Below are 13,637 nucleotides of genomic sequence, written 5' to 3' on the forward strand. Positions count from 1 at the left end.
TCTGTGGCTAAGTTGAAACTTGTCAGCTTAGTGTAAAGACTTATGCAGGCCTTGTAAATCGTAGACGTGCAATTCGTCGAGATGGCGCAAACCTTGCACGGCAGCCTCGGCTCCGGCAATCGTCGTGTAGGTGGTTGCCCGCGCCAGCAGCGCCGACGTACGGATCGCGCGGGAATCGGCAATCGCCGTCCGCTTTTCTTCGACCGTGTTGATCACCAGGACGATCTCGTTGTTCTTGATCATGTCGACAACGTGCGGGCGGCCTTCGACCACCTTGTTGACCGCCGTCACCGGAATGCCGGCGGAGCTGATCGCAGATGCCGTGCCCTTGGTCGCCACCAGCGAGAAGCCGAGGTCGACCAGGTCTTTGGCGACTTGCACTGCGCGCGGCTTGTCGCTGTTCTTCACGCTCAGGAACACCTTGCCCGACTTCGGCAGCTTGACGCCGGCACCGAGCTGGGACTTCACGAAGGCTTCGCCGAAGGTCTTGCCGACACCCATCACCTCGCCGGTCGACTTCATTTCCGGTCCGAGAATGGTATCGACGCCCGGGAACTTGTTGAACGGGAAGACGGCTTCCTTGACGCAGTAGTAAGGCGGCACGACTTCATGCTTGACGCCCTGGCTGTCTAGCGTTTGGCCGACCATGCAGCGCGCGGCGATCTTCGCCAGCTGCAGCCCCGTTGCCTTGGATACGTAAGGCACGGTACGGGATGCGCGCGGGTTCACCTCCAGAACGTAGACGATATCTTTCAATGCGCCGTCGACTTCCTGCTGCTGGATCGCGAACTGCACGTTCATCAGGCCGACAACGTTCAGTCCCTTGGCCATCAGGGACGTCTGGCGCTTGAGTTCTTCGATGGTTTCCTTCGACAGCGAATACGGAGGCAGCGAGCATGCGGAGTCGCCGGAATGCACGCCGGCCTGCTCGATGTGTTCCATCACGCCGCCGATGAAGGTGCGCTCGCCGTCGGAAAGGCAGTCCACGTCGACTTCGATGGCGTCGTTGAGGAAGCGGTCGAGCAGCACCGGAGAATCGTTCGACACTTTGACCGCTTCGCGCATGTAGCGCTCGAGGTCGCGCTGCTCATGCACGATTTCCATTGCACGGCCGCCGAGCACGTAGGACGGGCGAACCACCAGCGGATAGCCGATTTCCTGCGCCAGGCGAAGCGCTTCTTCCTCGGTGCGCGCGGTGCGGTTCGGCGGCTGGCGCAGGTTCAGTTCCTGCAGCAGCTTCTGGAAACGCTCGCGGTCTTCCGCGGCATCGATCATGTCCGGCGAAGTGCCGACAATGGGCACGCCGTTAGCTTCGAGGTCGAGCGCCAGCTTGAGCGGCGTCTGGCCGCCGTACTGGACGATCACGCCATGGGGCTTTTCCTTGTCGACGATTTCGAGCACGTCTTCCAGTGTCAGCGGCTCGAAGTAAAGACGGTCGGAGGTATCGTAGTCGGTCGAAACGGTTTCGGGGTTGCAGTTGACCATGATGGTTTCATAGCCATCCTCGCGCATCGCGAGCGCTGCGTGCACGCAGCAGTAATCGAACTCGATGCCCTGGCCGATACGGTTCGGACCGCCGCCCAGCACCATGATCTTCTTCTTGTCGGTCGGCTGCGATTCGCACTCTTCGTCATAGGTCGAGTACATGTAGGCAGTCTTGGTCGCGAATTCGGCCGCGCAGGTGTCGACGCGCTTGTAGACCGGACGCACGTTCAGTTCGCGGCGACGCTCGCGGACCGCCTTGTCGGTCGTCTTGAGCAGCTTGGCGAGACGGCGGTCGGCGAAGCCCTTCTGCTTCAACTTGAACAGCGTGGTCTTGTCGAGCGACTCGAGAGACTGCTTTTCCAGCCACAGTTCGATGTCCACGATCTCCTTGATCTGGACCAGGAACCACGGGTCGATATGCGTCAGCTGATGCACTTCCTCGAGCGAGAAACCTTGCGCGAACGCATCGCCGACGTACCAGATGCGCTCCGGCCCCGGCTCGCCGAGTTCTTCCTCGATGGTTTCGCGGTCGGTCGTCTTTTCATTCATGCCGTCGACGCCGACTTCGAGGCCGCGCAGCGCCTTCAGGAAGGACTCCTGGAAGGTGCGGCCAATGGCCATGACTTCACCGACGGACTTCATCTGGGTGGTCAGGTGGTCGTCTGCCGTCGGGAATTTTTCGAATGCAAAACGCGGCACCTTGGTGACCACGTAGTCGATGCTGGGCTCGAACGATGCCGGGGTCTGGCCGCCGGTGATCTCGTTGCGCAGTTCGTCGAGCGTGAAGCCCACCGCCAGCTTGGCGGCGACCTTCGCGATCGGGAAACCGGTGGCTTTCGAAGCCAGCGCGGATGAACGCGACACGCGCGGATTCATCTCGATGACGATCATGCGGCCGTCGGCGGGATTGACCGCGAACTGCACGTTGGAACCGCCGGTATCGACGCCGATCTCGCGCAGCACCGCAAGCGATGCGTTACGCATGATCTGGTATTCCTTGTCGGTCAGGGTCTGTGCCGGCGCGACAGTGATCGAGTCGCCGGTATGCACGCCCATCGGATCGAGGTTCTCGATCGAGCAGACGATGATGCAGTTGTCCTTCTTGTCGCGGACCACTTCCATCTCGTACTCTTTCCAGCCGATCAGCGATTCCTCGATCAGCAATTCGGAAGTCGGAGACGCTTCGAGGCCGCGCTTGCAGATGGTTTCGAATTCTTCAGGGTTGTAGGCGATGCCGCCGCCGGTGCCGCCCATCGTGAACGAGGGACGGATGATGACCGGGAAGCCGATCTCCTTCTGCACCGCCCACGATTCGTCCATGGTGTGCGACACGCCCGAGCGTGCGGAGCCGAGGCCGATCTTGGTCATCGCGGCCTTGAACTTGGAACGGTCCTCGGCCTTGTCGATGGCTTCGGGCGTGGCGCCGATCAGTTCGCAGCCGTACTTGGTGAGAACGCCGTTGCGATGCAGGTCCAGCGCGCAGTTCAGCGCGGTCTGGCCGCCCATGGTCGGCAGGATGGCATCCGGACGCTCCTTGTCGATGATGCGCTCCACCGCCTGCCAGGTGATCGGCTCGATGTAGGTGACATCGGCCATTTCCGGGTCGGTCATGATGGTCGCCGGATTGCTGTTGACCAGGATGACGCGGTAGCCTTCCTCGCGCAGCGCCTTGCAGGCCTGTGCGCCGGAATAGTCGAATTCGCAAGCCTGGCCGATGATGATCGGGCCGGCGCCAATGATCAGAATGCTTTTAATGTCGGTGCGCTTAGGCATTTTTGTGTTTCTCCATCATCGCCACGAAGCGATCAAACAAGGGGGCGACGTCGGTCGGACCGGGCGATGCTTCAGGGTGGCCCTGGAAGCAGAACGCCGGCTTGTCGGTGCGGGCAAAGCCCTGAAGCGAGCCGTCGAACAGCGATACATGGGTCACGCGGCAGTTGGACGGCAAGGTAGCCTGGTCCACGGCGAAACCATGGTTCTGCGAAGTGATCATTACCTGCTTCGTATCCAGGTCCTGCACCGGATGGTTCGCGCCATGGTGGCCGAACTTCATCTTGAGCGTCTTGGCGCCGGAAGCAAGTGCCATGATCTGGTGGCCGAGGCAGATGCCGAAGGTCGGAATGCCGCGGTCGATCAGTTCCTTGGTAGCCGCGATCGCGTAGTCACAGGGCTCGGGATCGCCGGGACCATTGGCAAGGAAAATGCCGTCGGGGTTGAGAGCAAGCGCGTCCTTGGCTGTCGACTGCGCCGGCAGCACGGTGATCTTGCAGCCCCGCTCTGCCAGCATGCGCAGGATGTTCCGCTTGACGCCGTAATCAAATGCGACGACGTGGTATTTCGGATCGGTCTGCTTGCCCACGCCCTGGCCGAGCTTCCATTCGGTCTCGGTCCACACGTAGGACTCTTTCGTCGACACGACTTTCGCGAGATCCATGCCGGCCAGTCCCGGGAAGGATTTCGCCAGTGCCAGCGCCTTTTCGACATCGGCCTCGCCGGCGAGGATGGCGCCGTTCTGCGCGCCCTTTTCGCGAAGGATGCGGGTCAGTTTGCGGGTATCGATTCCGGCGATGCCCACCACGTTCTGCGACTTCAGATAGTCGGACAGGCTCTGCTTGGAACGGAAGTTGGACACCAAGAGCGGCAGATCCTTGATGATCAGGCCGGCGGCGTGAATGCGGTCGGCCTCGACGTCTTCGTCATTGACGCCGACGTTGCCGATATGCGGATAAGTCAGAGTGACAATCTGGCGGCTGTAGCTGGGATCGGTCAGGATTTCCTGGTAGCCTGTCATTGCCGTGTTGAACACGACTTCACCGATCGTATGACCGGGGGCACCAATAGAAAAACCCTGGAAAATCGACCCATCTGCAAGCGCAAGGATGGCCGGAACTGATTGGCCAGAAAAAAATGGCAGCAAGGGTAACTCCTGAGATGGTTACCGCCGCTGCGCCGCGCCAGAACGACCGTCAACCAAACGGCTTGCGCTGGATGTCACGGGTCTTTTTGGGACGAGATGGAAGGGGTATGCGCTACGGCGGACTGGATTAGTTAAACCCCAAGATTATAGCCGAGAACCACCTTCACTGCAAACCCGAAGGAGAGCGAAAAACCTGTTGCCGGAGCGCCGGCAATTGCCTCTCCATCGGGCTGTTCATTGCCTTTCGGGCAATGAAAAAAGAACATGACTCAGAGGCCGAGAGCCGCGATGCCGGCCTTGGCGATCTGCACGTCTTCCGACGACTTGACGCCCGATACGCCGACCGCGCCGATGCACTGCCCTTCCACGACGACGGGCACGCCGCCTTCGAGCATGCCTTCGATCACGGGAGCAGTGATGAAGGAATAGCGGCCGTTGTTGATCATGTCTTCATAGACCTTGGTTTCGCGGCGGCCGAGTGCCGCAGTCCTGGCCTTGGCCGGTGCAATGCTTGCCGAAATAGGTGCGGCATTGTCGAGGCGCTGCAGCCACAGCAGGTGGCCGCCGTCGTCCACGATGGAAATCGTGACTGCCCAGTTGTTTGCCTTTGCTTCCGCTTCTGCGGCTGCGGCAATCTTTTTAGCGTCGTCGAGTGTGAGAACCGGTTTTGTTTGCATTTCTGCTCCTTCTGAAGAAGCGTGGATTGTACGACAAGGCATACTTCCCGCGCACAGCGCGCTGCAACATTGACTCGGCCCGCTCCGCTCTTTTAGATCGGACTGCGCTTCATCACAAGCTCCGCAAGCGATTGCAGTTCCGCAGGAAGCTTGTCGAGATAGGGACCTACCCGATCGCGTCTGCCCTCCTTGATCCAGCGCAGCAGCGTTGCGGCGTCCGGGACGGCGCTGTCGGAATGCTCGATCGCCATCAGCGCACCGCCGCCGGAGGCGACACGCTCCTCCTCTTCGCCGACTGCGCCGATGAATCCTTGCGCGATACCCAGCCCCGCCCTCCTCCGGGCAATATCCTGCATGCGGGGCAAGCTGGCGCCTTCCGCCGCGCTGCGGTCGGAGAGCGATGCGATGCCGCAGCAGGCGACGATACCGCCTCCGGCATCGGGAAGATCTGCATCGGCAATGGCATGGCAGATGCGCCGGGCGAAAACGAGTGCTGCATCGGCATTGATACCGCCGGTGGCGAGCATGAATTCGGCCTCACCGGTCTGGGCGACATGGTCGGTCTGCCGAACCGTACGGCGCAACAGCCCGCCAATGGCGGCCATCACCGTTCTCGCCGGGACATCCGAGCAGTCTTCGCCGGCGGGTTGCCGCAGTGCGATCTTGACATTGAGCAGCACCGCATCGCGTCCGCTCTGGACGGCATGGCGAAGCAGGCTGGAAGCCTCCGCCTCGAATATTTCCTTCGCCGGAAATTCCGTAGCGATGCCTTCCCGGACGTGCTGCGCCAAGACTTCGAGGCCGCGCCGGAATTCCTGCCGGGTGGCGACCAGCTTGGCAAGAACGTCAAGCCGCGATACCAGGTGCGCAGTCTCCATGCCTTTGGTGATGAGATCGCTGGCTCCGGCGGCAAGGGCGCGCTCCCTTTCGACCTGTTCATCGCTGCCGGAAATGACGACTACCGGCATTTCGCGCAGGCGCGTGATGCTCGACTGCCGTATGCGCTGCAGCAGGCCGTAACCGTCCAGGCGAGGCATGGTGAGATCGGTGATCAGCACCTTGATATGCCCATCAGCCAGCAGCATCTCCCATGCCTCCTCGCCGTTGCAGGCTTCCCGGAAGTCGAAGATGCCGTCGATGCGCTTGATCAGCGCGAGCCGCACGATGCGGGAATCGTCCGCAATCAGGATACGAGGCCTTACCGGGATGTCGATCTCGCTTGCAGCCATGGTCTTGTAGTTATGAAAATAGCGATGGGGAAAGCATACTCTTGAGAAACTTTTTTTGACAGGTTGGCTTTCATCCCTTACATTGGCGGCGTTGCTTCGATTAAACATTAACAGCATGACAACGACGCGCGGAATTCGGAAAGGTGTGAGGTTTGGAATATCCACGCTGGCGCTTGCCATGGTCCTGACCGCCTCGGCCTTCGCCGATGAAACCTCGCCTCCTGCACCACCAACAGGGCCATTGGCGAAACTGCAAGGCATTACCTCGCGCGCCTCGGAACTTGCGCTTCATGCAATGAGCATGATCGGAATCCGGTACCGCTACGGCGGCAACGCGCCGGAAAGCGGGCTGGATTGCAGCGGCCTGGTTCGTTACGTGTTCAAGCAGGTCACGGGCGCGGAGCTTCCGCGCACTTCCGAAGAGATCAGCCGCGTCGGACAGACCGTGGAACCGGGCGAACTGCAGCCTGGCGACCTGGTCTTCTACAACACCCTGCGGCGCGGGTTCTCCCATGTCGGCATCTACCTGGGCGACAACAAGTTCATCCATGCGCCCTCCGCCGGCGGACAGGTGCGCATCGAGCGCATGGATATCAGCTACTGGAAGAACCGCTTCAACGGCGCCAGGCGGATCAATCAGGCCGCAGAGTAAGCGTCTTACATTTCCCGCCTGGAACCTGCCCAGCCGCTCTTATAGCGGCTGCTCGCGCTTTGCGACGAGCTTCTTGCGCAGTTCGGGCAGCAACTGGGCGGTTGCCTGTTCGCCCGCCAGGATGGCGGTATTACGCCCCGGGAAATCATTTCCCTTCATTGTGCCGAGCCGAGGCTGGATCACGACGTCGGCATCACGCAATTCATAGTGGTTGATGCTTTGCCCCATGATGGCGAAGGTCTGCAGCAGGACGTCCACCGAACTCGACGCGGGCTGTGCGTCGGGCTGCGAAGAAATATTGACCGCAATGACGAAGTCGGCGCCCATTTCGCGAGCGAAGCGCACAGGGACCGGGGAGACCAGGCCGCCGTCAACATAGGAATGATCGCTGATGCGCACAGGCTGGAACACGCTCGGCACTGCCGACGACGCACGTACCGCCAGGCCTGTATTGCCCCTGCGGAAGAGGATGGGCGCGCCGCTGTTTAGGTCGGTAGCCACCGCGCCGAACGGGATCTTGAGCTTTTCGATCGGCAGATTGTTGACGCTGCGGTTGACATAGCTTTGCAGGGCTTCGCCCTTGAGCACGCCGGTCGCCTTGGCAAAAAGCGGAACGGACCAGTCGGAAATGGCGGCTTCATCCATTTCTAGCGCCATCTTGTGCAGCGCAAAGCCGTTGTTGCCCGCGGCGTAGAGCGCTCCGACAAGGCTGCCGGCGCTGGTTCCCACGACGATATCGGGCACGATGCCCTGCGCCTCCAGCGCCTTGATGACGCCGATGTGAGCAAATCCGCGCGCCGCGCCGCCGCCGAGCGCCAGCCCGATTTTCAGGTTGCGCGGTGCTTTCGCCGCAGCCGAGGCCGGAGCTGCAGACTCGGAAACAGGCGGTTTCGCCAAGGGCGAGATGGTTGAGCATCCTGCCGCAGCCAGCAAGGAGGCAGACAGCAAGAGATAGGCAAGACTTTTCGGCAAGAACATGAAGACGTTTCTGATGACAGGACAACAACACAGGGCCTGCTTGTACTCGAACTGGCCCTGCGGCAAGTTTGCATTGTAGCGGACGCCGCACCGGTGGCGACGGCAGAACATAATGAGAATGATTAGCATTTGTTGGCAAAACGTTATACTCTCGCGATAAAAATCCCAGTCCAAAAAGGAGCCTCACGATGATTCGTTTTGCCAAACGCCCGATGATCCTGGGCCTTATGTTGACTACACTCTTCGCAGCAACGGCATCGTCATCCGCCATTGCCCAGGAAGAGAAGGTGCTGAACCTCTACTCCTCCCGTCATTACCAGACCGACGAGCAGCTGTATTCCAATTTCACCAAGCAGACCGGCATCAAGATCAACCGCATCGAGGCCGAAGACAATCCCTTGCTGGAAAGATTGAGGAACGAGGGCAAGAACAGCCCTGCCGACGTGATTCTCATGGTCGATGCGGCACGCCTGTGGCGTGCGCAGATCGAGGGCTTGTTCCAGCCGGTCAAGTCCAAGGTGCTGGATGCGCGCATTCCGGCCAATCTGCGCGGCAAGGATGACGGCAACGGCTCGGAGTGGTACGGCTTCTCGACACGCGGACGCGTCATCGTCTACAACAAGGCGAATGTGAATCCGGAAGATGTGTCGACCTACGAGTCGCTGGCCGATCCGAAGAACAAGGGCAAGGTCTGCACCCGCTCCGGCTCCCATCCCTACATGCTGTCGATGATCGGTTCGATGATAGAACGCAATGGCGAAGCCGCGACCGAGAAATGGGCGCAAGGCGTGGTGAACAATTTCGCGCGCCCTCCGCGCGGCGGCGACACCGACCAGATCAAGGGCGTGGCAACCGGCGAATGCGGCGTCGCCGTGGCGAACACCTATTACTACGTGCGCCTGCTGCGTTCGAACAAGCCGGAAGACAAGGAGCTGATCAGCAAGGTCGGCTTCATCTGGCCCAACCAGAAAACCTCGGGCACGCACCTGAACATTTCCGGCGGCGGCGTCGCCAAGAATGCCCCGCACCGCGAGGCTGCCGTCAAATTCCTCGAATACCTGGCCAGCGACGAAGCCCAGACCTATTTCGCGAATGGCAACAACGAATGGCCGGTAGTGAAATCCGCGGTGGCTTCCAATCCGGCGCTGGAATCGCTGGGCAAGTTCAAGGCGGAGAATGTGTCGATCGCCACGATCGGCAAGAACCAGATCGCTGCCCAGAAGATTCTGGATCGCGTCGGCTACAAGTAAGCAGGCGTATTCAAGCCGAGGGGCGGCGGAAACCGGCGCAAGGCGCGCCGGTTCTATCCGGGGTTCTCCACGTGCCCGCCCTGCTCTTCTCGACATCGGGCATGGCTGCAGGTCGGCAGGCGCAGGCAGTCATGCCCGAACTGTTTTCTCGGCGTAGCCTTCCGCGATCATCCGGCGCGGGAAACGCACCGTGAACGTGCTGCCCTTGCCCGGTTCGGAATCGATCGTCAGCGCAGCATCATGGCGCAGCAGCACATGCTTGACGATCGCCAGGCCAAGGCCGGTTCCCTGCGTCTCGCGGGAGCGGCTCTTGTCCACCCGATAGAAGCGCTCGGTCAGTCGCGAGATATGCTCCGGCCGGATGCCGATGCCGTTGTCGCGCACCGAGAATTGCGGCCCCTCTTCGCTCATCTTCCATGAAATATGGATGGCGCCATTCTCGGGGGTGTAGCGGATCGCATTCGAGACGAGGTTGCCGAATGCGCTTCTCAGTTCGTCGGTATTGCCCTTGATGTCGGGGCCGTCGATCTCCGACGTGATCTGGTGGCGGCCGTTCGACAAGGCGCCTGCATCCTGCTGGATCTGCTCGACCAGCAGCTCCATGTCGATGCGTTCCAGCCGCAGCGGGTAATCTACCGACTCCAGCCGGGTCAGCGTCAGCATGTCCTCGATCAGGTTCTGCATGCGCTGCCCCTGCTCGCTCATCAGCTTGAGGTGGCTCATCCTGGTCTTCACGTCCAGATTGGGCTGGCTGCAGGCGATTTCCAGAAAGCCGTTGATGACCGTGAGCGGCGTGCGCAACTCGTGCGAGGCATTGGCGACGAAATCGCGGCGCATGGTTTCGATGCGGTCCGATTCCGTCGCATCATGCGTCACCAGAATCTGGCGCCGGTTCTCGAAAGGAATGATCTGGACGATGAGCTTGCGGTCGCGCACGGCCAGCATCAGCGGCTGCTCATAGCGGCCGAGGATGATGTAATCAATGAATTCCGGACTGCGGATCAGATTGGTGACGCGCATTCCCTTGTCGCGGTCCATGCGCAGGCCGAGATGCTTTTCCGCGGCCGGATTGCACCATTCGAGAAAGAGCACGTCATCCATGATGACCACGCCGTCCGGCAGCAGGCTCATCGCCTGCCTGAACCGGGCCAGCCACTCCGCCAGTTCGGCCTGGTTGCGCTCGTCGCCGCGCCGCAGCTTGTAGAGCCGTGAAAAGATGTCGGTCCAGGCGCCCCAGCCGTCGGGCAGCCTGGCGCTGCTCGGATGGTCGAGCCAGTCGGCAAGCTGGTAGAGGTAATGCAGCTGCACGATGAGCAGCACGCACAGGCCGCCCAAGGCCGCCGCCAATCCCAATACGGGACCGAAGAAATACCAGACAACGCCGCCTCCGGCCAGGACGAGGGCTAGGCGCAGAAAAGCGGGGATCCAGAAAATCAGCCGGGGATTCATCTCTGCCTAGCTATTTCTCGGACAGCATGTAGCCGACGCTGCGCACGGTCTTGATCATCGACTCGGCTTCCTTGAGCGCCTTGCGCAGGCGCAGCACATGCACGTCGACGGTACGCTCTTCAATGGCCACGTGGTCGCCCCATACCTTGTCGAGCAGCTGGCTGCGCGAAAACACCCTTTCCGGATGGGCCATGAAGAATTTGAGCAGCTTGTACTCGGCATGGCCGATGTCGATCTTCTGTTCGTTCAGCATCACGGAACAGCTGATCGGATCGAGCGTCACCACGCCTGCGCTCATCGGCGACTGCGCATGCTCCGGGCTCTTGCGGCGCAGCAGCGCCTTGATGCGCGAAGTCAGCTCGCGCGGCGAAAACGGCTTGGTGATGTAATCGTCCGCACCGTTGTCGAGCCCGGCGATCTTGTCTTCTTCCATGCTCTTCGCGGTCAGCATGATGACCGGCAGCGCCTGCAGCTGGCGGTCGCCGCGGATGCGGGACAGCAGTCGCAGGCCGGACTGGTCGGGCAGCATCCAGTCCAGCAGCACCATGTGCGGCGTGCGCATCTGCATGAATTCCCATGCTTCGCTCGCGGTGTGCGCCGCCGTGCAGTTCCAGCCAGCTTCCTTCAACGTGAAGGACACCAGTTCGATGATGGGCGGTTCGTCTTCGACGATCAGTATTGTGGTCTTGTCAACGGCCATGATCAGACGGAAGTGTCCAGCTTGGTATAAACATAATCGGTGTGCCGGATGTCCTTGCCTTCGACGACATAGATGACATACTCGGCAATGTTCTTCGCATGATCGCCGATCCGCTCGATCGCCTTGGCAACCCACAGCGTATCGAGCGCCGCCGAGATGGTGCGCGGATCTTCCATCATGAAGGTCACCATCGTGCGGGTGATGGCCCGGAATTCATGGTCGATGACATCGTCGTGGGAAATGATGCGGGCGGCCTGCTTGCCGTCCAGCCGCGCGAACGCATCCAGCGCGTCATGCAGCGATTCGGAAGCGCTGGCTGCCAGTACCCTGATGGACTCGTAATGATTCAGCACGCCGACAGTGCCGCGCTCGTGCAGGTTTTTCGCTGTGCGCGCAATCTTGGTGGCTTCGTCGCCGACCCGCTCAAGGTCGGTGATCACCTTCAGCGTCGCCATCACCGTGCGCAGGTCGTTGGCCGCCGGCTGGCGCTTGACGATGAGGTGGCTGCAGGTATCGTCGAGCGAGACCTCCAGCTTGTTGACGTTTTCGTCACCCTTGATGACTTGCTCAGCCTGGGCGATATTGCCGGTGCGGAAACAGCTGATCGCATCGTTGAACTGGCTTTCCACCATGCCGCCCATCAGCAGAACCTTCGAGCGGATCGCTTCGAGATCCATGTCGTATTGCTTGGAAGAGTGATCGCCTGGCATCAGGTTCTCCTTAAAGATTCATGAGTAGCTTACACCGCCTCAGCCGAAACGGCCGGTGATGTAATCCTGGGTTTCCTTCTTCGCCGGATTCATGAAGATCTGGTCGGTTTCGCCGAACTCGACCAGCTCGCCCAGATACATGTAGGCAGTGAAATCCGAGCAGCGCGCCGCCTGCTGCATGTTGTGCGTCACAATGGCGATCGTGTAATCCTGCTTGAGCTCGTGGATCAGCTCCTCGATCTTCACCGTCGAGATCGGATCCAGCGCCGAGGTCGGCTCGTCCAGCAGCAGCACATCGGGCTTGACCGCCACCCCGCGCGCGATGCACAGCCGCTGCTGCTGACCGCCCGACAGGCTCAGGCCGCTCTTGTTGAGCTTGTCCTTGACCTCGCCCCACAGCGCCGCCTTCTTCAGCGCCCATTCCACCCGCTCGTCCATCTCTCCCCTGGACAGGTTTTCGTACAGGCGCACGCCGAAGGCGATGTTTTCATAGACCGACATCGGGAACGGCGTCGGTTTCTGGAATACCATGCCGACCTTGGCGCGCAGCATGTTGACGTCCTGCCCGGGATCGAGGATGTTGCGCCCGTTGTACATGATCTTGCCTTCGGCGCGCTGGCCGGGGTACAGGTCGTACATGCGGTTGAGGGTGCGCAGCAGCGTCGACTTGCCGCAGCCGGACGGGCCGATGAAGGCCGTCACCTTCTTCTCGTAGATATTGAGGTTGACGTTCTTCAGGCCCTGGAAACTGCCGTAATAGAAGTTCAGGCCGGAGATTTCCAGCGTGGGTGCCGCCAGCTGTGTGGACTGTGCAGACTGTGCGAGCTGTGGTGTAGTAGAAGTCATCATGTCAGTTGGGAATTTTCTGGCTGAACAGGGTACGCGACAGGATATTGAGGCCCAGCACGCTGAAGGTGATCAGCAGCGCGCCGCCCCAGGCCAGTTCGCGCCAGTTGTCGTACGGGCTCATCGCAAACTGGTAGATCACCACCGGCAGGTTGGCCATCGGCGCATTCATGTTGGCGCTGAAGAACTGGTTATTGAGCGCCGTGAACAGCAGCGGCGCCGTCTCGCCCGAGATGCGCGCCACCGCCAGCAGCACGCCCGTGATCACGCCCGCCTTCACCGCCCGCAGCCGCACCATCATCGCCACCTTCCAGCGCGGCGCGCCCAGCGAGAACGCCGCCTCGCGCAGGCTACTCGGCACCAGCTTGAGCATGTTGTCGGTGGTGCGCACCACCACCGGAATGGCAATGAGCGAGATCGCAAACGTGCCGGCCCAGCCGGAAAAATGCTTCACGTTGGCCACGTAGATCGCATAGACGAACAGGCCGATCACGATCGACGGCGCCGAGAGCATGATGTCGGTGACAAAGCGCGTGACCTGCGCCAGCCAGCTTTCCTCGCCGTACTCGGCCAGGTAGATGCCGGCCAGGATGCCCACCGGCGTGCTGATGAGCGTTGCCGCGCCCACCATCAGCAGGCTGCCGACGATGGCATTGATCAGGCCGCCGCCCTCGCCGCCCGGGGCCGGCGTGGTTTCGGTGAACATGGCGATGCTCAGTGCGCTGAAACCCTTGATGAGCAGGG

12 protein-coding genes are annotated in these 13,637 nt (G+C 60.9%); 2 read left to right on the top strand and 10 right to left on the bottom strand.

All coding sequences use genetic code 11. From position 1 onward, the window contains the following. Positions 1 to 27 precede the first annotated feature (27 nt). The 4 genes from carB to IGW03_RS16200 form a co-directional block, all read right to left on the bottom strand. Complete coding sequence (gene carB / locus IGW03_RS16185) at positions 28 to 3,258, bottom strand: carbamoyl-phosphate synthase large subunit (protein WP_194723600.1); 3,231 nt, start codon at positions 3,256 to 3,258, stop codon at positions 28 to 30. After that, entirely contained in the window at positions 3,251 to 4,402 is a 1,152-nt protein-coding gene (gene carA / locus IGW03_RS16190; protein ID WP_194723601.1) for a glutamine-hydrolyzing carbamoyl-phosphate synthase small subunit, read from the bottom strand. The genes carB and carA overlap by 8 nt, the downstream gene beginning before the upstream one ends. Positions 4,403 to 4,671: 269 nt before the next feature. Next, on the bottom strand, positions 4,672 to 5,079 hold the full coding sequence (locus tag IGW03_RS16195) for a GlcG/HbpS family heme-binding protein (protein WP_194723602.1): 408 nt from the start codon (positions 5,077 to 5,079) through the stop codon (positions 4,672 to 4,674). 92 nt (positions 5,080 to 5,171) lie between these two features. Then, the gene (locus IGW03_RS16200) at positions 5,172 to 6,308 is read right to left on the bottom strand and encodes a response regulator (RefSeq protein ID WP_194723603.1); all 1,137 of its coding nucleotides are present in this window, start codon (positions 6,306 to 6,308) and stop codon (positions 5,172 to 5,174) included. 178 nt (positions 6,309 to 6,486) lie between these two features. Between IGW03_RS16200 and IGW03_RS16205 the strand changes: the two genes are divergently transcribed. Then, on the top strand, positions 6,487 to 6,960 hold the full coding sequence (locus tag IGW03_RS16205; RefSeq protein ID WP_228535618.1) for a C40 family peptidase: 474 nt from the start codon (positions 6,487 to 6,489) through the stop codon (positions 6,958 to 6,960). 39 nt (positions 6,961 to 6,999) lie between these two features. Here IGW03_RS16205 and IGW03_RS16210 read toward each other — a convergent pair whose 3' ends face one another. Continuing rightward, positions 7,000 to 7,938, bottom strand: a complete 939-nt coding sequence (locus IGW03_RS16210) for a patatin-like phospholipase family protein (protein ID WP_194723614.1) — start codon at positions 7,936 to 7,938, stop codon at positions 7,000 to 7,002. A gap of 227 nt (positions 7,939 to 8,165) precedes the next feature. On the opposite strand from IGW03_RS16210, the gene IGW03_RS16215 reads away from it, so the two are divergent. Beyond that, on the top strand, positions 8,166 to 9,188 hold the full coding sequence (locus IGW03_RS16215) for a Fe(3+) ABC transporter substrate-binding protein (protein WP_194723605.1): 1,023 nt from the start codon (positions 8,166 to 8,168) through the stop codon (positions 9,186 to 9,188). 129 nt (positions 9,189 to 9,317) lie between these two features. Here IGW03_RS16215 and phoR read toward each other — a convergent pair whose 3' ends face one another. The 5 genes from phoR to pstA are packed head-to-tail and all read right to left on the bottom strand — an operon-like array spanning position 9,318 to position 13,635. Next, positions 9,318 to 10,637 carry a phosphate regulon sensor histidine kinase PhoR gene (phoR, locus tag IGW03_RS16220; RefSeq protein WP_194723606.1) on the bottom strand — a complete coding sequence of 440 codons (1,320 nt, stop codon included), beginning with the start codon at positions 10,635 to 10,637 and terminating at the stop codon, positions 9,318 to 9,320. Positions 10,638 to 10,647: 10 nt separating this feature from the next. Continuing rightward, positions 10,648 to 11,337, bottom strand: a complete 690-nt coding sequence (locus tag IGW03_RS16225; protein WP_194723607.1) for a response regulator — start codon at positions 11,335 to 11,337, stop codon at positions 10,648 to 10,650. A gap of 2 nt (positions 11,338 to 11,339) precedes the next feature. Further along, entirely contained in the window at positions 11,340 to 12,047 is a 708-nt protein-coding gene (gene phoU / locus IGW03_RS16230; protein ID WP_194723608.1) for a phosphate signaling complex protein PhoU, read from the bottom strand. A 39-nt stretch (positions 12,048 to 12,086) separates the two neighbouring features. After that, entirely contained in the window at positions 12,087 to 12,893 is an 807-nt protein-coding gene (pstB, locus tag IGW03_RS16235; protein ID WP_194723615.1) for a phosphate ABC transporter ATP-binding protein PstB, read from the bottom strand. Between the two features lie 4 nt (positions 12,894 to 12,897). After that, positions 12,898 to 13,635: a phosphate ABC transporter permease PstA gene (pstA, locus tag IGW03_RS16240; protein WP_228535279.1), complete on the bottom strand. Its 738-nt coding sequence runs from the start codon at positions 13,633 to 13,635 to the stop codon at positions 12,898 to 12,900. Positions 13,636 to 13,637 lie beyond the last annotated feature (2 nt).

Origin of the sequence: Noviherbaspirillum malthae (assembly GCF_015352985.1) — a bacterium.
Lineage (GTDB): Bacteria > Pseudomonadota > Gammaproteobacteria > Burkholderiales > Burkholderiaceae_D > Noviherbaspirillum > Noviherbaspirillum malthae.